This window comes from Pseudoxanthomonas sp. (genome assembly GCF_002863005.1).
Classification (GTDB): Bacteria; Pseudomonadota; Gammaproteobacteria; order Xanthomonadales; family Xanthomonadaceae; genus Pseudoxanthomonas_A.
Genome location: NZ_PKDG01000015.1, coordinates 393,052 through 413,810, shown reverse-complemented (window position 1 = coordinate 413,810; position 20,759 = coordinate 393,052). Strand labels below are relative to the sequence as shown.

15 protein-coding genes are annotated in these 20,759 nt (G+C 69.5%); 1 reads left to right on the top strand and 14 read right to left on the bottom strand.

The annotated features are described in order from the left end of the window. Positions 1-6 precede the first annotated feature (6 nt). The 13 genes from CYU89_RS06840 to CYU89_RS06780 form a co-directional block, all read right to left on the bottom strand. Entirely contained in the window at positions 7-816 is an 810-nt protein-coding gene (locus CYU89_RS06840; protein WP_296279640.1) for a glycosyltransferase family 2 protein, read from the bottom strand. Then, complete coding sequence (locus tag CYU89_RS06835) at positions 800-1,648, bottom strand: glycosyltransferase (RefSeq protein WP_296279638.1); 849 nt, start codon at positions 1,646-1,648, stop codon at positions 800-802. Before CYU89_RS06835 ends, CYU89_RS06840 begins: the two co-directional genes overlap by 17 nt. Continuing rightward, positions 1,645-3,852: a type II secretion system secretin GspD gene (gspD, locus tag CYU89_RS06830; protein WP_296279637.1), complete on the bottom strand. Its 2,208-nt coding sequence runs from the start codon at positions 3,850-3,852 to the stop codon at positions 1,645-1,647. The genes CYU89_RS06835 and gspD overlap by 4 nt, the downstream gene beginning before the upstream one ends. Before the next feature lie 9 nt (positions 3,853-3,861). Further along, positions 3,862-4,695, bottom strand: a complete 834-nt coding sequence (locus CYU89_RS06825) for a general secretion pathway protein GspN (protein WP_296279635.1) — start codon at positions 4,693-4,695, stop codon at positions 3,862-3,864. Next, positions 4,685-5,305: a type II secretion system protein GspM gene (gene gspM, locus CYU89_RS06820; protein WP_296279633.1), complete on the bottom strand. Its 621-nt coding sequence runs from the start codon at positions 5,303-5,305 to the stop codon at positions 4,685-4,687. The genes CYU89_RS06825 and gspM overlap by 11 nt, the downstream gene beginning before the upstream one ends. Beyond that, positions 5,286-6,425, bottom strand: a complete 1,140-nt coding sequence (locus tag CYU89_RS06815; RefSeq protein WP_296279631.1) for a PilN domain-containing protein — start codon at positions 6,423-6,425, stop codon at positions 5,286-5,288. Before CYU89_RS06815 ends, gspM begins: the two co-directional genes overlap by 20 nt. After that, the gene (locus CYU89_RS06810; RefSeq protein ID WP_296279629.1) at positions 6,422-7,273 is read right to left on the bottom strand and encodes a type II secretion system protein GspK; all 852 of its coding nucleotides are present in this window, start codon (positions 7,271-7,273) and stop codon (positions 6,422-6,424) included. Before CYU89_RS06810 ends, CYU89_RS06815 begins: the two co-directional genes overlap by 4 nt. After that, on the bottom strand, positions 7,270-7,941 hold the full coding sequence (locus tag CYU89_RS06805; RefSeq protein ID WP_296279628.1) for a prepilin-type N-terminal cleavage/methylation domain-containing protein: 672 nt from the start codon (positions 7,939-7,941) through the stop codon (positions 7,270-7,272). The genes CYU89_RS06810 and CYU89_RS06805 overlap by 4 nt, the downstream gene beginning before the upstream one ends. Then, positions 7,938-8,369, bottom strand: coding sequence for a prepilin-type N-terminal cleavage/methylation domain-containing protein (locus tag CYU89_RS06800; RefSeq protein ID WP_296279626.1), 432 nt, complete (start codon positions 8,367-8,369; stop codon positions 7,938-7,940). Before CYU89_RS06800 ends, CYU89_RS06805 begins: the two co-directional genes overlap by 4 nt. Continuing rightward, positions 8,366-8,851, bottom strand: a complete 486-nt coding sequence (locus tag CYU89_RS06795) for a GspH/FimT family protein (protein ID WP_296279624.1) — start codon at positions 8,849-8,851, stop codon at positions 8,366-8,368. Before CYU89_RS06795 ends, CYU89_RS06800 begins: the two co-directional genes overlap by 4 nt. Positions 8,852-8,894: 43 nt before the next feature. Continuing rightward, complete coding sequence (gene gspG, locus CYU89_RS06790) at positions 8,895-9,311, bottom strand: type II secretion system major pseudopilin GspG (protein ID WP_296279836.1); 417 nt, start codon at positions 9,309-9,311, stop codon at positions 8,895-8,897. Positions 9,312-9,351: 40 nt separating this feature from the next. Further along, complete coding sequence (locus CYU89_RS06785; protein ID WP_296279835.1) at positions 9,352-10,566, bottom strand: type II secretion system F family protein; 1,215 nt, start codon at positions 10,564-10,566, stop codon at positions 9,352-9,354. Positions 10,567-10,692: 126 nt separating this feature from the next. Continuing rightward, on the bottom strand, positions 10,693-12,492 hold the full coding sequence (locus CYU89_RS06780; RefSeq protein ID WP_296279623.1) for a S8 family peptidase: 1,800 nt from the start codon (positions 12,490-12,492) through the stop codon (positions 10,693-10,695). 585 nt (positions 12,493-13,077) lie between these two features. Here CYU89_RS06780 and CYU89_RS06775 point away from each other — a divergent pair. Beyond that, positions 13,078-18,870 (top strand): ESPR-type extended signal peptide-containing protein, encoded by a 5,793-nt coding sequence (locus CYU89_RS06775; RefSeq protein WP_296279621.1) that lies wholly within the window; start codon positions 13,078-13,080, stop codon positions 18,868-18,870. A gap of 55 nt (positions 18,871-18,925) precedes the next feature. Here the strand turns inward: CYU89_RS06775 and CYU89_RS06770 are convergent, their stop codons facing one another. Continuing rightward, the gene (locus CYU89_RS06770; RefSeq protein WP_296279620.1) at positions 18,926-20,749 is read right to left on the bottom strand and encodes a discoidin domain-containing protein; all 1,824 of its coding nucleotides are present in this window, start codon (positions 20,747-20,749) and stop codon (positions 18,926-18,928) included. Between the last annotated feature and the right edge of the window lie 10 nt (positions 20,750-20,759).

The window sequence follows — 20,759 nt, the reverse complement described above, 5'->3', positions numbered from 1 at the left end:
ATGCAGTCAGATCGCGGCGAACACGCCCAGCTGCGTGACCGGACCCTGGCGCGCGGCCTCGAATTTGCGGAAGTAGCGCCACAGGCCCCGATGCTTGTGCCATTCCACGAATACCGGGCGGGCACGACTCGACACGCCACGGATATGCAGCACGCGGATATCGTTGGCGACGGCGACCAGGGCGCCCGCCGCACGCGCGCGCCGGCAGAGATCCATGTCCTCGGCGTGCAGGCGGTAGCCTTCGTCGAAGCCGCCGATCCTGTCGAACAGCACGCGTGGCATCAGCATCAGTGCGCCGGAGATGATGTCGACCGGCTGCAATGGGGTCGCCTCGTCGACGGCCACTCCCAGCCGCGACGCCGCACCGGGCGAGCGCAACATGGCGGCGAAGACCGGATCGCGACGGCGCGCGGCGGCATCGCGCACGCCGTCCTCGTCGACCAGGTCCACGCCCAGCATCCTGTCCGTCGCCGCATCGGCCGCGTGTGCGCGCAACCGCGCCAGCGTGTCGGCTTCCACCATCAGGTCGGGGTTCACGAACGCAAGCCAGCATGCCTGCGTATCGCGCGCGCCCTGGTTGCATCCCACCGCGAACCCCGGATTGTCCGGATTGGCGATGAAGCGCACGCGCGCATCTTGCAAGGCATGCCGCTGCACGATCTCCATCGTGTCGTCGGTGGACGCGTTGTCGACCACGCGGATCTCGTGCACGCTATGCGCCACGCGCAGGCGCATCAGGCAGTCGTCGATGCTGGACGCGCTTTCGTGCGTCACCACCACCGCGGCGATGCCGGACGCGTCAACCGAAGAGGTCACGCTGGCGCTCCGGCGATCCTGCTTCCGCATACAACACATGCAACCGTTCGCGCGGTACGCGCAGCGGATCCTCCATCAGGAACGTCGCCAGCCTGGGCGTGAACGTGGGCCAGCGTGCATTCAAGGCGTCCATGTCGCCGTCGGCAGGGCCGCCTTCGCCGCCACGCGCGACGAACGCGGTCTCGCACAGCACGTTGCGCCACCCCAGGCCGGCGAGCCGCAGCGACAGGTCGACCAGCGCGGCATACCAAGAGCCATAGCTCGCCGCGTCCAGTCCGCCGACCCGCTTGCGCGCACTGCCGCGCAACGCGACGGCGTGCGCGACGGCGGCGGGCAGCTCGGGATGCTGCGGCGACATCGCGGCACAGGCGCGCGCCGTGCGTTCGACATCGGCGGGTGGCGGGCTCACTTCGCCCAGGCGTGGCCACGCGGCGGCTTCGCCGGCATTGCACCAGGGGGTGGCGGTGGCGATGGCAGCGTCGCGTGCGAAGCAAGCTGCCAGCTGTTGTAGCCAACCGGGCAAGGGCTGCGCGTCGGGCGCGAGCACCACTACGTCGGCGTCGCCGCACGCGGCGAGCATCTGGTCCACGTGCGCGACCTCGCCGAGCATGCGCGGACGGCGGGTGTAATCGGCCTGCAGGCGCGTGCGGGCGAGCCAGCGCTCGATGATGGCGAGGCCACGGGGGCCGGCCTGCGCGTCGTCGGCCAGCCACAGGCGCGTGCCGACGGGCGTGCCGGCGTCCAGCGCCCCGAGGCAGGCGTCGAGCGCATCGTCGTCGCTGCCGATCGGCAACAGGACGATGGGCAGGGACGATGCGGCCGGCGGTGTCACTTGGAGCGCGGCGTGTGCAGGGGTTCCAGCGCGCGAAAGCGCTTGCCGTACTCGTCGGTCAGGTCGTTGGCTTCCTGCGGGTTGCGGACGATGGTCGGCGTCAACAGCACGATGACTTCGCTGCGGTCGCTGCTGCTGGTCTGCCGGCCGAACAGGCCACCGATCACCGGCAGGCGGCTCAGCCCCGGGAATCCTCGCGAGCCCTTGGTCGCGCCATCGCTGATCAGGCCGGCCAGCATCACCGTGTTGCCTGCCTCGACCGCGACTTCGGTCTTGAAGCGCCGCGTGTTGATGCGCACGTTGCCGTTGTCGTCCGGCACGTCGCCCGGCGTGCTGACTTCCTGCACGATGTCGAGGAAGACGATGCCGTCCTTCGTCACCCGCGGCCGCACCTTCAGGATGATGCCGGTATCCAGGTACTGCACCTGGCTGTAGGTGTTGTCGGTGCCCAGCCCCGGATTGACGGTGACCGAGGAAATCGGAATGCGGCTGCCCACGTTGAGGGTGGCTTCGACGTTGTTGCGCGCGAAGATCGACGGCGTCTGCAGCAGGCGGACGTCGGTGACCTCGTCGAGCGCCGAGATGATCGCCGCGGCGTTGCGGCCGAGGAAGGTCCAGCTGGCACCGGGATTCACGCCGCCGACCGTGCTGCCGGCGATGTTCCCGGCCAGCTGGCTCCAGGTGGTGCGTCCGACGGCGTCGGGCAGGCCCGCGTCCGTGACCGCGCGCTCGAAGTACCAGTTCACGCCATAACTGAGGTCGCCGGTCAGCGACACTTCCGCGATCTGCGCTTCGATGTGCACCTGCATCGGCATCACGTCGAGCTTCTCGACCACTTCGCGGATCGACTGCCAGGCACTCGCACTGGCGCGCACGAGCAGCGTGTTGGTTTCTTCCACGGCGGCCACGCCGACGCGGTTGCCGTCGACTTCCAGCGTCACGGCGCCGTTGCCGTTGTCGCGCTGGTTGAGCGAAAGCGACCCGCTGCCGAGCCCGCCCCCGGCACTCCCGCTGCTGCCACTGCTGCCGCCGAAATCGACGCTGCCGCCATTGCTGTTCATGCCGCCATCGTTGATCTGCACGGGATCGGTGCCCGGCATCAGCGAGGTGTTTCCGGCGCCACCGGTCGACCGGCTGTCGCCGCTGCTTCCGCCGCCGGAGGAGCCGAACACTTCCGCCAGCCGCTGCGCGAGTTCGCGCGCCTTGACGTACTTCAGTTCGTACGAAAACAGCCGGCTGCCTTCGCCCGCGCCGTCGATGCGCTCCAGCCATTGCTGGATCTGGTCCAGGTACGCCGGCTGCGGCGTGATGACGAGGACGGCGTTGGCGCCCTCCAGCGGCATGAAACGGAACATGCCGGCGCTGGGCGTCTTGCTGTCGTTGCCGAACACCTTCTCCAGGTCGGCGACCACCCGCGTAGCGCGGCCCGACTGCAGCGGGAACACGCCCACCGACATGCCGGACAGCCAGTCGACATCGAAGATCTCGACGGTGCGCAGGTAGTTTTCCAGTTCGGTGCGCGTGCCCGCCAGAGTGATGACATTGCGGGTGCCGTCGACATTGACGATGGCGTTGGGCCGCGCGTACGGCTCCAGCACCTTCTTCATTTCACTGGCCGAGATGAAGCGCAGCGGTACCACGCGCACTTCATAGCCGCGTGCATTGGAGGCAGGCCCGGTGCGCGGCGCCACGCTGCCGGCCAGTGCCTGGTCGGCCGGGATGATGTTGTAGCGCCCGCCGCTGTAGACCAAGCGCGCGTTGTTCCAGCCCAGCACCATTTCCAGCAGGTTGAGGGCTTCGGCCGGCGATACCGGCTTCGGCGTGCCCAGCGTCACGGTGCCCTGCACGCCCGGCGCGATCACGTAGTTCTGCCCCAGCATGTCGCCGAGGATCGCCTTCACCACGGCGTGGACGGACTCGCCCTCGAAATTGAACGTGGCCGATCCACTGCTGGCGCCGCCCAGCGACGGCAACGGTGCACTCGCCGCACTGCGGTTGATCATCTGCCCGTTGCCGCGGCGGATCTGCGCCTGCGGCCCGGTCACCGGCGCGTCGCCTTCCTTCAGCGGCGTGGTCTGCGCGGTGCCCGCGACGACCTCCCCTGTCCCTGGCGCGGTCGTGCGACGCACATCGGGCGACGGCGCGCTGGCACAGCCGGCCAGCAGGCCCAGACAAAGGGAAAACAGGATCACACGTAACGTCATGCCGGCACTCTACTGTGTCTTGCCGGGCGTTGCCGGCGGCGTGGTGGGTTGCGCCTGCTGCTGCCGCAACTGCGCGCGGCGCTGCTCGATGCGCTGGCGGATGGCGTCCATCTGCTGGTCCGTCGTCTGGACGGGCACGGACGGCGCCGTCGACGAGGGCGATGGGCTGGCGGCAGGGGCCGGAGTCGGCATCTGCGCCGGACCTGGCGGCGATGCCACCGTGGGCATGGCGGCGGGTGCGCTGTTGCCGCCGGTCGTGCGTCCGCCCGGCGCAGCAGGTGGAACGACGGTCGCGGCGGGCGGCACGGCGGCAGGTACACCTGCGACCGGCGAAGGCGGTTGTCCTCCCGCACCGTCGAAGACACGCAACGCCATCTCGCGACGGCCTTCCGGACCCTCGAAGACGGCGCGGCGCGGATCGAGTTCGACCAGCCGCCACCCCGGGAAGCCGGCCGGCGAATCGCCCACCTTCACCCGCAGGCCCTCGCCGCCCTGCGCGGGCTGCACGATGGCCAGCTCCAGCGCGGGCGTGATCAGCACGCTGGTCAATACCAGGTCGAAGGCTGGCGCCGCGGCTTCCTCGCCGGAGAGGAAGAACGGCTTCGGACGGCGATCCTCCGAAAACAGGGGCCGCTCGCCGACGCCTGCATACTGGTCCAGCGCGCCCAGTCGTTCGGGCGGGCTCGCCGGCAGGCGCGGCAACGCCTGCACCATGTCCGGATCGGCAGGCAGGGGCGTGATGCGGCTGCCCAGCCCGAACAGGGCCATCAGCGCGGCCACCACCGCCCACCCCGCCACGACGGCGAGGATCCACGTGCGCACCCCCCAGCTGTCAGCGCGCACCGGACGGCTCCTGGGTCAGTACCGGCGATGGCTTGAGGTACCCGTACAGGTCGAAGTTCACGTCCAGGCCACCGGCGCCGCTTTCGCTGGCCTGGTAGGCGTACCGCTGCGCGAGGATGTTGAGGTTCTCCACGAACAGGCGCGGGCTGCCGGATTCGAGCTGGTGCAGGACCGATGCCAGTTCCGGCGCGCCGCAGCGCAGGCGCACCTGCACGACCACGCGCGGATAGATTTCGCGTCCCGCGACCGCCAGCGGCGACTGGTTGGCGATGGCGCAGCTGCGGTTGCCGGGGCTGGCTTGCCTGACGACGGTTTCCAACCGCTGCACCAGGCCCGCGGTCGCCAGCTCGACCGTCGCTTCCGGAAGGAAGCCCGGGCGCTGCGCCTGCTGCGCGAGCGCGGCGGCGAGTTCGCGCTGCACCTGCGGTGCCTGCTGCAGCTGGGTACGGATGCGAAGTTCGCGCTGGCGCAGCTCATCCACGCGCGCGCCTACTTCCTGCATCGGCACCGTCCACCAGGGATGCACGAGCAGCGCATAGCCCAGCAACAGCGCTGCCAACAGCAGCGCCAGCGCCAGCCAGCGATCGCGGTCAGTCACGGCCAGCGGCATCGGCGCCTCCTTGCGTCGCGGCAGCCGGGTCCTGTTTGCCCAGCAGCTCGGCCGTCATCGTGAAGCGGTCCATGCGCGTGCGCGGATCCGGCTGCAGCGCGCCACTCAGTGCAGGATTGCGCCACAACGGCGAGCCTTGCAGGCGCGCGACCAGTCCCGAGGCTTCCGGGCTGAAACCGATCAGCGTCAGCCGGTCGCCTTCGATGGCGAGTTTTTCCAGATAGGTGTTGTCGGGAAGACGCTGCGTGACCTCATCCATCACTTCCAGCGCTGTCGGCCGGCGCGCACTGGTCTGGTTGAGGGTGGTGGTGCCAGCGACGAGGTCGACGAGTTGCTGCCGCTGCGCCGCCACCTGCCGCGCCGCATCGGCCCGGCTGTCCACCTGCGCGGCGAAGGCGTCGGCGGCAGCGCGCCGGTTGTCCAGGACGGCCCAGGCAGCGAACACCACGGCGATGACGGCTACCGACGCCAGCACGGCATGCAGGCCGCGGCGCGGTGCCTGGCGCGCAACGCGCGATGCCTCGGGCAGCAGGTTCACGCCCAGCGGCGCACCGCCCGCGTCTTCCACGTCCGCGCCGGCCAAACCCTGCGAGAGTGCGCCCAGCCGCGACAGGCCATCGACGAAGGCCACCTTCTGCACGGCCGCCAGTTCCACATCGAGTTGTGCGTCCTCGCGCACACCCACCACGCGCGCGTCGAAGCACGCATCGTTGGCGGTGAACGGGGTTTGCCGGTCGAGCTCGAACGTCAGCACGTCGCGCAGGCGGTCCGCCGCCGCGGCCGGCAGCAACAGGCGCCGACGCAGTGCCATGCCCGCCGGCACCAGCCACCAGCGCGGCAGTTCGGCCAGCCGGCTGCCGAGCAGCGCACGCAGATCGTCAGGGCTCACCGTGACCGGCAAGCGTGCGAGCGGATGCCGCTGCGTGCCCTCCAGCCAGCTCATTTCGATCTCGTCGTCCTGACGCTGGAACAGCAGGCGGTCGCCCGTCAGCCCCAGCACCACGCGCCAGCGCGCGGGCAACCAGGTCGCCAACGCCTGTCCCCACCACGCGAAGAAGCTGCGTGGCCCGGGACCGAGCCGTGCCCGGAACCGCTGCAAGGTGTCGCGTACGCCGCTCATTGTGGTGACGCTCCCTCCTCCCAGCGCAACAAGGTATAGGCCGAACCCGGCACCGGGCTGGCCCCCGCGCGCACCACTGTCCGCACCGACGCTTCGCGGCCATCGGCCAGCCGCGCACGGCTCTCGATACTATACGTGCCGCTGCCGGCGCCGACGAGTTGCGGGCCGCCGGTGACGCCGGTCGCATTGCGTTGCGCCAGCCATGCCGCCGCATCCACGCCCATGGCCTGCAGCACCGGCCCCGGCGCGTACGTCGCGTCCGGCTGCGCGCGGCCCGAATACAGCGTCAGGAATGACGCGAGGCGCGCGTACAGGTCCGGCGTCATGCCCAGGACCTGCTCGACTTCCGCAACCGTGTCGAACGGCGCGTCCTTGGCACCGTACTCGCGCTCCGCCGCCGCGTAGTCGCTGTCCTCGGCCCCGCCCACCGGCTGGGTGAGGTTGTCGGCATCGCGCCAGTCGACGATCGCCGCCGCGAGCGCATCGCTGGCGTCCGCAGGTTCTCCGAGCGCCTGCATCAGCCGCGACAGCAGCGGCACGTCGGCCTGGTTGAGATCAACCTTGCCGGTCTCATCGACGATGCGCACCTGGACCTGCTGGCCATCGAACGTCCACGCGTAAGGGCGGCCATTGGGTTGCCAGTGGGTTTCCGGATTGCGGTCGGCCACCCGCACGAGCGCGTACTCGATGCCGGCGCGCGCGACCTCCTGTGCGATCGCGCCGCGGCTGCCGACCCGACCCTGCAACGCCTCCATCCGCGCCGTCAGCGCATACGCACCGACCAGCGCGGTGAGCAGGGCCACTAGCCACAGCACCAGCAACAGCGCGGCACCGTGCATGCGCTTCATGGGAGTACCGGATTCGTGCCGCCGGGCAACAGCCCGCCGCCTGCGCCGCCCTCGCTGCGCGCGAGGGTCACGACAAGGTCCGGCCAGCGCCCGCCGGCGATCGCGACCATTTCCACCTTCACCTGCAGCGGCAGCATCTCAGAAGTCTCCCAGCGGTCCTGCCAGGGACCGAGGCGATTGTCCGCATCCAGGCCGCGATACCGGAAGCGCACCGAACGCAGCCCATCGGCCAGCCGCTCCGCCCGCTGTCCGCGCGCAGCGAGATCGACGTCCTCCAGCGACGCGTCCGGACGGGCGACGGCGAAGGCCACCTGCAGGCGACCTTCCTCGTCCGCGACCAGGTCGTGCACGTAAGGGCCGCCATATCCTAGATAGTCCGGCAGGTCCGCCACGAATCGCATGCGCTGCGGCGTGCCGATGAAGCGCGCCTGGCGCAGCGTGCCCCGGTCCGTCGCGAACACGATGGGCTGCGCCGATGCCAGTCGCGCGCGCAGGTAGCCATGTACCGCGCGCATGCGCTCGCTCGCCTGCGCCATGTCCTCGCCGCGCGTGACCACCGCGGTGGAGGAGCGCAGCGTCGCGAACGCCAGCGCCAGTCCTGCCGCCAGCAGCACCAGCGCGAGCAGCACTTCAATCAGGGTGAAACCCTGCGTGCGCGCGCGCATCATGGCGACACGGCCTGGTTGACGTCGCGCGGCGCCAATCGCAGCGTGCGCCATTGCATCGCCTGTGCCCGCTCGTCGCCCCAGCGAACGACCAGGCGTACATCGAGGAGTTGCGGCGCGCCCGGATCGAGCTGTGCCCGCGCCGCCAACGGATCAGCGAACGGCGCGATGTCGAGCTGCCAGCGATAACGATCGCCTTCGAAGCTGCCCTCCTGCCGTCCCGGTTGCAGGACATCGCCCGCACCCAGCTGCGCCAGCAGGGATTGCGCGTGCAGCGTCGCGCGACTGCTGTCCGCCGATTCGCGCACCTGCCGGCTCGCTCCGGAGAGCGAACCCAGCAGCAGGCTCAGCGCCAGCGCCAGCAGCGCGAAGGCGACGATGACTTCGAGCAGGGTGAAGCCACGCTGATGACGGCGGTTGGCCAGCGTCATGGCGCGCGCACCTCGTCGCGCAGCAGGCGCGTCTCGCCGGTCAGCCAGGCCACGTCGATGCTCCACGCGGCCGTCCCGGCGGCCAGCGTGATGCGGCCGCCGGTGGAACCTCCGTCGGGGAAGAACAGGATCGCGCCCTCGCCCGCCCGCTCCTGTGCCTCGCGCACGCCGGTGAAGCGGACCTCCAGGGCGCGATCGATGTCGCCACGCCGGTCACCGGCCGCCTCCCACGCATGCGCGCGCGGATCGATCCGGAAACGCTGCGGCTGCCCGGTCGCGATCGCACGCGCCCGCGTGTAGCGCAGCTGCGCAGCGACTTCCTTGGATTCCGAGCGCAACCGCATGCCGTCCATGCCACCGGTGAAGGCCATCGCCGCGAGGATGCCCGCCGCCGCGATCAGCGCCAGGACCAGCAGCGTCTCGAGCAGGGTGAAGCCGGCCACGTGCGGCCGCGCCGCGGCAGGCCTGCGGGCCGGAGACATGGGGACGGTAGCGGCACGGCGCGCCACGGCGGCGGGGCCACGCTTACTCGTTCGTGATGTCCGCGTTGACGCTGTCGCCACCGGCCTTGCCATCGGCGCCCAGGCTGATCAGGTCGAAGCGCTGCGTCTCGCCGGGAATGCGGTATTCGATCGGGTTCTTCCAAGGGTCCTGCAACTCGCTCTCCTTCGCGTACGGGCCCAGCCACCCGCTCGCGTTGCCCGGATTGGTCACCAGGTCGGACAGCTGTGCCGGATACCGGCCGGTGTCCAACTGGTAGGTCTCGACCTTGCCGGCCAGCGTCTGCACCTGCGACTGGGCCAGTTTCACCTTGCCGCTGTCGGCACCGCCCATCACCCGACTGCCAACCAGCACCAGGATGCCGCCGATCAGCACCAGCACGATGATGATCTCGAGCAGGCTGAAGCCCTGCTGGGATTGCGGGGAGCGGAACGCAGTCATCGGGCGCGTGCGGGACATGGTGGCGGACTCTCCAGGATGCTCAGTTGATGGCGCCGGTCAGATCGTACAGCGGGACCAGCACGGCGATGATGACGACACCGACCACCGCCGCCAGGATCAGCGTGATGGCAGGCACCAGGGCGGCCAGCATACGGTCCAGCACCTGAGCCGTTTCCTGCTCGAAGGTTTCGGCCGTCTTCAGCAGCATGCCGTCGAGGGCACCGGACTCCTCGCCCACCTGGATCATCTGCAGCGCCAGTCGTGGAAACCGCTTTCCCTTGCCCAGCGAGGCGGACAGCCCGTGGCCGTTCTTCACGTCCTCCGCGGCCACGTCGACATCGGCCGCCAGGGCACGGTTGCCCAGCACGTTGCGCGCGATGCCCAGCGCGGTGAGCAGGGGCACGCCGTTCTTCAGCAGCGTGCCCAGCGTGCGCGCGAGCCGGGCGGTTTCCAGCCGGGCGACCAGCGGGCCGACGAGCGGGCGCCCCAGCAGCCAGCCGTCCAGCCGGCTGCGGAAGCCGGGGTCGCGGCGGCGGCGATCGAACCACAGCAGCGCCAGCGCAGGGACAGCGACCAGCACGAACCAGAAGTCGCGCACGAACGCGCCCACCCACAACACCCCGCGCGTGAACCACGGCAGCGCCACGTCCAGGCTCTCGTACATCACCGCGAACTGCGGGACCACGTAACCGAGCAGGAACAGCAGCGCGAACCCGACCACCACCAGCAGGATCGCCGGATACACCAGCGCATTGACCACGCGTCCCTTCAGCGCGCGGCTGCGCTCGAGATAATCGCCCAGCCGCTGCAGGGTGTCGTGGAGGCTGCCGCCGGCCTCGCCGGCACGCACCATGTTGATGTACAGCCGCGAGAAAAGACCGTGCTGTCGATCCAGCGCGGTGGACAGCGGCGCACCGCCGCGCACGGCATCGCGGATGTCGGTGATGACGCGACGCGCTTTCTCGTCTTCCGGCAGGTCCAGCAGGATGCCGAGCGCACGGTCGAGCGGCTGTCCGGCGCCCAGCAGCGTGGCGAGTTGCTGGGTGAACTGCACCAGCCTGTCGCCCGCGAACGCATTCGGTCGCCACAGTTGCCCCAGGCTGCGTCCACCCCCGGCCACGGCCAGTGCGGCTTCGACCGGCAGGTGTCCCTGCTCCTGCAGGCGCGCGACCACGTCGGCATCGCTGGCGGCCTCCATCTGGCCATCCAGCATTTCACCGTGCGCGTTGAGGGCCTTGTAGCGGTAGAGCGGCATGCCGGAGGACAAAAGGATAATGCGCCAACTTACCGTATTCCCCGGCCCAGCGTCATGCGGGGCGATCATGTCATGGAACGAAACGGCCCCGGTCTCCCGGGGCCGTCGCGATGCATCGGAGGACACTCAGGGCGCGGTGAAACTGCCACGCACGCTGACGCCGGAGAACTTCGTCTTGCCCACCAGCGACACGTAGTACGTGCCTGCCTGCGGGTTCGCGATGTTCACCACGTCGTTGTTGCCGGGGCGCACCGAGCGCAGGTCGTAGCTCGTCGCCGTGGCCGCACTGCCGAACTTCACGTACAGGTCGGCGTTGCCGCTGCCGCCGTAGCTGATGAAGGACAGGTTGCTGGCCCCGGCCGGCACCACGAGCGCGTACTGCACCACCGCATCCTTGGCGCCGGTGTTGCCCCCGACGGCGACATTGTTGGTCAACGGCGTCGCGGTGGGCGGTTCGCCGCCGCCGATCACGGCCTGGACCGCTGCCGCGGCATTGACGATGCCCGCACCGATCGGACGGTTGGCCGGCGGCGCGACGGGGAACGGGCGCGCGGTCGACTTCAGCGTCGCCAGGATCTGCGCCGGCGTCAGCGGTGTATCGGCCACGCTCTGCATCAGTGCCACCACCGCCGCCACGTGGGGTGCCGCCATCGACGTGCCGCCCAGGCCGAAGTAGGTCTCCGTGGTGGGTACGGTGGTGCCCGAGTTGCCGGTGGACCATACGTAACCACCCGGATTGCCATCGACGCTGCCGCCGCCGCCCGGTGCCGAGATGTCGACGCGCGTGCCGTAATTGGAATACGACGCGATGCCGCCGGTGATGCGGGTGGCGCCGACGGTGATGACGCCGGCGCAGTTGCCCGGCGAGTAGCCGGTGACGTTGCCTGCATCGTTGCCGGCCGCGACCACGACCGTGCTGCCGTTGGCGATGGCGATGTTGAAGGCGTTCTGCTCCACCGCGCTGCACGCACCGGACCCGCCGAGGCTCAGGTTGATGACCTCGGCCGGATTCGCGTTGGCGGGGACACCGGCGACGGTGCCGCCGGAGGCCCAGATGACGGCATCCGAAATGTCCGAGGTGTAGCCGCCGCAGCGTCCCAGCACGCGCGCCGGCACGACCTTCGCATTGAATGCGCCACCGGCCATGCCCTTGGCATTGTTGGTGACTTCCGCGACCGTGCCCGCCACGTGGGTGCCGTGCCAGCTGCTGTCCTGCACGGGCGAACCCGCATAGCACTCACCCGCCACCGGATTCCAGTCGCCTTCGTCGCGCGGGTCCGCATCGCGAAGGTCGCCGTCGCGCGAAACGAACGTGTCGCTGATGAAGTCGTAGCCCGGCAGGATGTTCGCATCGAGATCGCTGTGGGTGGTGATGCCCGTGTCCAGCACGGCGACGACCACGCCCGCACCGGTGGCGTTGTCCCAGGCCGCCGGCAGGTTGATGCCGCCGACCGGATCCTTGAAGTGCCACTGATACTGGTTGTAGTAGGTGTCGTTGGGGACGAGGCGCGCATAACGGCGCGCGTCGACTTCGACGAACTCCACGTCCGGATCGGTCGCCAGCTGCCGCAGCAGGCTCTCGGCCTCGACGCGATCGAGCTTGCGCGAGGTCTGCACCAGCTCGGCGCCGATGCCCAGGCGGCGCAGCTTCGCGGCGCTCACCGCCTTGCCGTTCGCCGGACCCAGCGCAGCGCGCGATACCGCACCCGACAACGAACGCTGCAGCGTCGTGTTGCTGGCACGGGCGGTACTGCCATCGCGGTATTTCACGATGAACCGGTCGTAGGTCTGGCCGTCGCGAAGACCGGCGGTACTGACATCGCCCGCGAATGCGGTACCGGCGAACGCGCCGGCGGTGACGATTGCGGCGAGTGCAGCAACGAGGGGATGACGGCGCGAACGACGGAATGAGGAAGATGAATTCACTGGACCTGCTCCATGTCTACAAGGATGAACGAACTGGGTAACCCGTTTACGACGTGCGTACTCAACGACTTGCGACTTCCCTTTCAAGCGGATCGTGCAGGTACCCCTGTTTACCTGCCACGACACTCTTCACGCGACGAGAACAACGAATGCACATGGCTTTAACGCCTTGTTTTCAGCGTTTTCTTCGCGTTGCGCCGAACGTAGCAAATCTCTCGCAAATTGCACAACGCGGATGTAGTGTTCGATCACACGGAGTTTTTTTGCATCATCTCGGGATGAGGGGATGGGGAATGCAGCCATGGCTTTTCGACGCGACATCGTTCTTCGCTGATCCGCTTGCATGTCTTTTCCGCGACGCCATTGCGTCGTGTTCTTCGCGCCAGCCGCGGCACGCCCCGACGCCGCCGGCCTCCGACTGCGACTTCCTCCCCGCTTCCTTTGCTTCGTGCGACCCGTCCATGCGTCTCCCCTGTCGCATGCGGCGGCTTTCGTTTTCCTGACGCAATCCGCTTCGCATCCCCGTGCCGCCAAGCCCGGGTGCTGTCGTATTCCCCCGAAAACACAGAATGAAGGACGTGATCCATGAATAGGATTTACAGCAAGGTGTGGAACCCCTCCCTGGGCATGCTGGTCGTCGCCTCCGAGTTCGCGCGCCGCGCGCATGGCGTGATGTCGTCCGGTGCGCGCGTGCGTGCGCGCCTCGGCGTGACGCTGCTGGTGTCGGCGCTGCTCGCAAGTGCACCGTTCGGTGCGGCATTGGCCCACGACAAGAACAAGGGCCAACCGCAGAACGACAAGCCGCAGATCGGAACGGGCCCCGCCTACTGCGTGGATGCACGCGGCAATCCGATCAAGGACGGCCGCCCCGGCGAGAACGCCGTCTCGTGCGGCGATGATGTCGACGCGTCCGGTCGCCATGCGGTCGCTGTCGGCTACAAGAGCATCGCCAACAAAGCGGGCGCCACCGCCGTTGGCGGTTATGCGGAAGCAAAGGGGGTGAATGCCACGGCGGTGGGCTACGACAGCAGTGCGACCGCGCAGGGCGCGACGGCGCTGGGCAGCCAGAGCAACGCCACCGGCGCCAACGCGACTGCCGTCGGTACGCAGGCGAACGCGACGGGCGCGGGCGCCAGCGCGGTGGGCACCGGCAGCACGGCGACCGGTGCGTATGCCGGTGCATTCGGCAGCGCGTCCACCGCTTCGGGCACGCAGGCGCTGGCCGCGGGCCACACCAGCACGGCGACCGGCATTGCGACCGTCGCAGTCGGCGGCTTCGCCAATGCGTCGGGCGATTTCGACACGGCGGTCGGCTACGGTGCCGATGCCAGCGGCGGCGACAGCACCGCGCTGGGTTCCGGCTCCCTTGCGACCGGTTACAACAGCGTCGCAGTCGGTGGATCTCTGCTCGGCTTCCTGCCGACCGAAGCATCGGGCGACTTCTCGACCGCGGTCGGCGGCGGCGCGTGGGCGCCGGGCACGAATGCGACCGCCATCGGCAATCTCGCGTCGGCGAATGCCGACAACAGCGTTGCGCTCGGTGGCGACTCCGTGGCCGACCGCGAAGACACCGTCTCCGTCGGCAGCGCCGGCAGCGAGCGGCAGATCACCAACGTCGCCGCCGGTACCGAAGGCACCGATGCAGTGAACGTCGATCAGTTGAATGCAGTCGTCGAAGCTTCGGAAAACGCCACGCGCTACTTCAAGGCGAACGGTGCGAACGACGGCACCGACGACGCCACCGCCAATGGAGACTATGCGACCGCCTCCGGTTCGGCTGCGCTGGCCGACGGCGTCGGCGCGACGGCGACCGGTTCCGGCGCGTTCGCGATCGCCGACGGCGCCACGGCGACCGGCTTCAATGCCACCGCCACCGGCAACAACAGCGTCGCCAACGGTGCGGGCGCACAGGCCACGGGCGCAGGTGCCGTCGCACTGGGTGGACAGCGCCAGCTGCTCGACGAAAACGGCGACCCGGTGCTGGATGAAGACGGCAACCCGGTCTATACCAGCACCGAGGCCACGGCGGACGATGCCACGGCCATCGGCGCAGGTGCGGCCGCGGGCGAGGTCGGGGCGACCGCCACCGGTGCGGGTGCGAATGCGTCGGGCGCCTATGCCTCCGCCATCGGCACCGAAGCCGCTGCGTCGGGCATCCAGGCCACCGCCGTCGGCTTCCGCAGTGATGCCTCCGACGATGCCGCGACGGCCATCGGCGGTTACAGCAACGCATCCAACTTCGGCGCATCGGCCTTCGGATACGGCGCCGAGGCGAGCGGCAACAGCGCGACGGCGCTGGGCTTCGGTGCGGTCGCGAGCAACTTCGACAGCACCGCGCTGGGTTCGAACTCGATCGCCAGTGGCGACAACAGCGTGGCCGTCGGTGGTGCCTTCTTCGGTCTGTTCGCCACCGAAGCTTCGGGCGACTATTCGGTGGCCGTCGGCGGCGGCGCGTACACGCCGGGCTTCAACTCGGTGGCGCTGGGCAACCTGGCCACGGCCGAGGCCGACAACAGCGTCGCCATCGGCGGCGACTCGGTCGCCGATCGCGAAGACACCGTCTCCGTCGGCAGTGCCGGCGGCGAACGCCAGATCACCAACGTCGCCGCCGGCACCGAAGGCACCGATGCGGTGAACGTCGATCAGTTGAACGCCGTGGCGGAAGCCTCGGAGAACGCGACGCGCTACTTCAAGGCCAACGGTGCCGACGACGGCTCGGACGACGCGACGGCCACCGGCGATTACGCCACGGCGTCCGGGTCGGCCGCACTGGCCGAAGGCGTTGGCGCCACGGCCACCGGCTCGGGCGCGTTCGCCCTGGCCGACGGTGCCACCGCGACCGGCTTCTCAGCGACCGCCACCGGCAGCAACAGCGTGGCCAACGGCAGCAGCGCCGAAGCCAGCGGCGATTCCAGCATCGCCATCGGTGGCACGGTCGATGCCTTCGATACCGAGGGCAATCCGATCAGCGTCAATACGGTCGCTTCCGGGCTGGGCGCGACGGCGGTCGGTTCCGGCAGTCTCGCCTCGGCGCTCGGCAGTTCGTCGTTCGGTGTGCTCAGCGAAGCCAGCGGTGAAGCGAGTTCCGCCTTCGGTTATGGCAGTACGGCCACCGGGTCGTATGCGTCGAGCTTCGGCCACGCCAGCGGCGCCAGCGGCGACTACAGCGTGGCGGTGGGTGGGCCGGCGGACCTGATTCCCGGCTTCGGTCTCCTGGTCTACACGCAGGCGAGCGGATTCAGCGCGGCCGCCTTCGGGTCGGGCGCGATCGCCGCAGGCGACTACAGCCTGGCGGCCGGCAGTCTGTCGGAGGCGTCGGGCCTGGAAAGCACGGCGGCCGGCTTCTTCTCCTACGCGCCGGGCGACTACGCCACGGCACTGGGCGCGGAATCCTGGGCCAGCGGCGACAACAGCACGGCCGTCGGCTTCTACAGCACGGCGCTGGGCGACAACAGCGTGGCGCTCGGTGCGAACTCGACGGCGGACCGCGACAACACCGTCTCGGTAGGCGATGTAGGCAGCGAGCGGCAGATCACCAACGTCGCCGCCGGTACCGAAGGTACCGACGCGGTGAACGTCGATCAGTTGAATGCAGTCGCCGAAGCTTCGGAAAACGCCACGCGCTACTTCAAGGCGAACGGTGCGAACGACGGCACCGACGACGCCACCGCCAACGGAGAGTATGCGACCGCCTCCGGTTCGGCTGCGCTGGCCGACGGCGTCGGCGCGACGGCGACCGGTTCCGGCGCATTCGCGATCGCCGACGGCGCCACGGCGACCGGCTTCAATGCCACCGCCACCGGCAACAACAGCGTCGCCAACGGTGCGGGCGCACAAGCCACGGGCGCAGGTGCGGTCGCACTGGGTGGACAGCGCCAGCTGCTCGACGAAAACGGCGACCCGGTGCTGGATGAAGACGGCAACCCGGTCTATGCCAGCACCGCGGCCACGGCGGACGATGCCACGGCGATCGGCGCAGGTGCGGTCGCGGGCGAAGTCGGCGCGACCGCCACCGGTGCGGGTGCGAATGCGTCCGGTGCGTACGCGACGGCGCTGGGCACGGAAGCCTCGGCATCCGAAACGCAGGCGACGGCGGTCGGCTTCCGCAGCAGCGCGGGCGGCCTGGCATCCACGACCGTCGGCGGTTACAGCAGTGCCGGCGGCGATTTCGCTTCGGCATTCGGCTACGGTGCCGATGCAGGCGGCAGCGGCGCGACGGCGGTCGGCGAAGGGGCCGCCGCTGGCGGCGATGAAAGCACCGCCGTGGGCGGCACCACCTTCTTCGGCCTCATCAACACCCGTGCCAGCGGGACCGGCAGCTCGGCCTTCGGCAACGGAGCCTGGGCCACGGGCGAGTACAGCACTGCGCTCGGCCACAACAGCTACGCGGATGGCGAAGAGAGCGTGGCCGTGGGCGTGAACGCCGTGGCGGGGGCGACGAACAGCGTCGCGATCGGCGCCAACTCCTGGAACGACCGCGACGACACCGTCTCGGTGGGCGACGTGGGGGCCGAACGCCAGATCACCAACGTGGCCGCGGGTACGGAAGGCACGGATGCGGTGAACCTCGACCAGTTGAACGCGCTGGCCGACGCGTCGGAAAACGCCACGCGCTACTTCAAGGCGAACGGTGCGAACGACGGCAGCGATGACGCCACCGCGACCGGCGATTACGCGACGGCGTCGGGCTCCGCCGCACTGGCGGACGGCGTCGGGGCAACTGCTACGGGCTCCGGCGCCTTCGCCCTCGCGGACGGCGCCACGGCCAGCGGGTTCAATGCGACCGCGACCGGCGAGAACAGCGTTGCCAACGGCGCGGGAGCGCAGGCGACAGGCGCCGGCGCAGTCGCGCTCGGTGGCCAGCGTCCGCTGCTCGACGACAACGGCGACCAGGTCCTCGACGAGGACGGCAATCCGGTCTACGCCAGCACGGAAGCCACAGCAGACGACGCGACGGCCGTCGGTGCAGGCGCCGTCGCCAGTGAAAGCGGTGCGACGGCGACGGGTGCGGGAGCCACCGCCTCCGGTGCGTACGCCACGGCCAACGGTACGGAAAGCGCGGCGTCCGGCCTGCAAGCCACGGCAACCGGTTTCCGCAGCGATGCCGCGGGCGATGCCGCGACGGCCGTGGGCGGATACAGCAGTGCCTCCGAGTTCGCCGCCTCGGCGTTCGGCTACGGTGCCGATGCCAGCGGAGAGAGCGCGACGGCACTGGGCTTCGGTGCGACCGCGAACAACTACGACAGCACGGCATTGGGCTCACGCGCGCTTGCCAGCGGCGACAACAGCGTCGCCGTCGGCGGCGCGTTCTTCGGTGCTCTGGCGACCGAAGCTTCCGGCGATTACTCGGTCGCCGTCGGCGGTGGCGCGTACACGCCCGGCGTCAACTCGGTGGCGCTGGGCAACCTGGCCACGGCCGAGGCCGACAACAGCGTGGCGATCGGTGGCGATTCGGTCGCTGATCGCGAGGACACGGTGTCGGTCGGCAGCGCAGGCAGCGAGCGGCAGATCACCAATGTCGCGGCCGGCACCCAGGCCACCGACGCGGTCAACCTGTCGCAGCTGAGTCTCGTCGCCAGTTCGCTGGGCGGCGGCGCCGGCTTCTCCGGTGGCGTGTTCATCGCGCCGAGCTACACGATCCAGGGCATGTCGTACAACAATGTGGGCGCGGCGTTCACCGCCGTCGATGCCAAGCTCAACGAGCTTTACGGGATGTACAACGGGTTGAGCAGCGGCACCTCCACCGCATCGACCGCCGCGACACCGCCAGCACAGGCCAGCCAAGCGCATTCCACCGGCGAATCGGCCTCCGCGCACGGCACCGGTGGTAATGCATCGTCGCCGACACGCGGCACGGCGACGACGACGGAGGCTGGCGGCAGCGGCGCTGTCGCCAGTGGCCAGCCGGCGGTTGCGGCCCCAAGCGACGCCAGCGCCACGGCGGACGTGCCGGCCGCCGCCGCGTCGTATGCCGACGCCGGCGACGCCAACACGCTCAGCAGCGCGCAGTCCTACACCGATCAGTCCTCGGCAAGCACGCTGGCGAGCGCGAAGGCGTATGCCGACTTCCAAGTCAAGGCGCTGGAGGACGACTTCAATGCCTTCCGCGGCGACGTGGACCGTCGCTTCTCCGAACAGGACCGTCGTCTCGACCGGATGGGCGCGATGAGCTCGGCGATGCTGAACATGGCGATCAACGCGGCGGGCAGTCGCAGTCCGCGTGGACGGGTCGCCGTGGGCGCAGGCTGGCAGAACGGCGAGAACGCGCTGTCGGTGGGCTACTCGAAGCCGCTCGGCGAGCGCGCATCGTTCAGCATCGGCGGTGCGTTCAGCGGTGACGAAAAGTCGGCCGGCGTCGGTTTCGGTATCGACCTGTAAGTCGCTGTCGTGGAATGCGGAAGGGCCCGGCATGCCGGGCCCTTCTTCTGCGCGATCAAGGCAGCGCGACGGTTGCGCTCGGCGGTGACACGCCGTTCTCGTCGAACGCCTCGACCGCCACGTGGTACGCGACACCCCGGCTGAGGGCGCGAAGTTCCAGCGTGGTCGGCCGGTCGGCGAACACCTGGTAGGTCAGGTTCAAACGGTCCGGCGCCATGCCCCACCGCACGTTGTAGCCCACCGCGCCGCGTACCGGGCGCCAGCTGACGAACGCCTGGCGCGGATCGGCGTCGCGGCGGACGACCACTCCCCGCGGCGCGCGCGGCGCAGGACCGCCGGCATCGCCGAACACGCGCAGATCGCTGATCGCAAGATGGGCGGCACCGACGTGACCGTGCACGTAGCGTACGTAGCGCGCACTGACCGGCGCGGGCAGCTGGAAATACGCATTCGGACGATCGCGCCGCGGTGCGCCGGTGGCCGCCAGCGGCCGCCAGCGGCGTCCGTCCGGCGAATACTCCAGCGCGAATTCCGTGTAGATGTCGTCGGCATCACCGTAGCGCCCGGACTGGTAGTCAGCGAAGTTCACCTGCACCGCGCGCAGCGTCCTGGAAGCGCCCAGATCCACCGTCAGTGTCTGTCCCGCCGTGTTGCTGCCGGCCACCCAGAACGTGCGCGGATTCTCGTCGGTCGCATTGCCGGCGGGATATCCCTCCCGCGTAGTCGACGCCGTCACCGGCTTGCGCCAGGACAGCAGCATCCAGCCGGTGAACAGGTCGGCCGGATCCGCATTCGGTCCCGCCGGCACGTAATGGGGGAAATCGCCGAAGCGCGTGCTGACCGACATCTGGCCATCGGTACTGAAGGCCGCCGGGAACATCGCGATGCGCCGCTCGAAGGTCCAGTTGTAGCCGAGCCACGGCGTGCCCGTATTCCACCAGTTGCCATGCGCATCCTGGAACGTGGACCCGTGGCCGGCCCCCTGCACGAAGCCGCCGGGCTTGTAGCCCACCGGGTTGTAGGCCGCATAGGCGAACGGGCCCAGCGGGCTGTCGCCCACATAGGTGCCGGTCGCATACGCGTTGTACTCGGTACCGGGGGCACCGTACTGCAGGTAATACCGGCCCCGCACCTTCGTCATCCAGGCGCCTTCCATGTAGTTGCCGACCGGCTTGCCGTCGGGGAAGAACGCGCCGCGATGATCCTGGCCAAAGCGCTCCCAGCCATGCGCGTCAGGATCCAGTGCGAGCAGCGCGCGCGGCGTACCGACGTAACGCATGCCCTTGGACATGTCGAGTTCGATGCCGTACAGCGGGAACGTGTCGGACGAACCCCAGTACAGGTACCAGCGATCGTCGTCGTCCCTGAAGAACGCCGGGTCCCACGGACCGGGCGGAATCTTCGCCGGCTGAGGATCGCCGTTGCGCCATCCGGGCAAGCCGACATCGCGACCGGGCGCGACCGCATTCGGCAGTTCCGGCAGCATGCGCGTCAGGAAATCGAACCGCCCCCTGGCGGGATCGCGCGACACCAGCACTGCCCCCGGCGAGAACAGCGACCGCATCACCAGCATGCGGTCGCCATCGGAGATCACCGCAGGCGCGACCATGCTGTCGAACGGCCAGCGATCGGGGGTGATGAATCGCCAGTCGACCAGATCGGTCGAGCGCCAGTAGCCATCGGCCAGGGTCTGGAACAGATAGTAGGCGTCGCCGTGGCGCACGATCACCGGGTCGGCGCCCGTGCGATAGGAGATCCCCAGGCTTTCCTGCTCGAAGTTGTAGCGGTAATCGATATCCAGCGGATTGGCGTAGGTCTTCCTTGCGTCCTCCCTCGCTGCCGCCGCACCCGTCACTGCCAGCGCGGCCAACACCGCCACGCGCACACAT

Bases quoted from the DNA above. Each gene is read 5' to 3' on its own strand.
- gspG (WP_296279836.1), bottom strand. From the start codon at position 9,311: ATGACTGCGTTCCGCTCCCCGCAATCCCAGCAGGGCTTCAGCCTGCTC.
- CYU89_RS06815 (WP_296279631.1), bottom strand. From the start codon at position 6,425: ATGAGCGGCGTACGCGACACCTTGCAGCGGTTCCGGGCACGGCTCGGT.
- CYU89_RS06795 (WP_296279624.1), bottom strand. From the start codon at position 8,851: ATGTCTCCGGCCCGCAGGCCTGCCGCGGCGCGGCCGCACGTGGCCGGC.
- gspD (WP_296279637.1), bottom strand. From the start codon at position 3,852: ATGACGTTACGTGTGATCCTGTTTTCCCTTTGTCTGGGCCTGCTGGCC.
- CYU89_RS06785 (WP_296279835.1), bottom strand. From the start codon at position 10,566: ATGCCGCTCTACCGCTACAAGGCCCTCAACGCGCACGGTGAAATGCTG.
- gspM (WP_296279633.1), bottom strand. From the start codon at position 5,305: ATGCCGCTGGCCGTGACTGACCGCGATCGCTGGCTGGCGCTGGCGCTG.
- CYU89_RS06805 (WP_296279628.1), bottom strand. From the start codon at position 7,941: ATGATGCGCGCGCGCACGCAGGGTTTCACCCTGATTGAAGTGCTGCTC.
- CYU89_RS06775 (WP_296279621.1), top strand. From the start codon at position 13,078: ATGAATAGGATTTACAGCAAGGTGTGGAACCCCTCCCTGGGCATGCTG.
- CYU89_RS06810 (WP_296279629.1), bottom strand. From the start codon at position 7,273: ATGAAGCGCATGCACGGTGCCGCGCTGTTGCTGGTGCTGTGGCTAGTG.
- CYU89_RS06800 (WP_296279626.1), bottom strand. From the start codon at position 8,369: ATGACGCTGGCCAACCGCCGTCATCAGCGTGGCTTCACCCTGCTCGAA.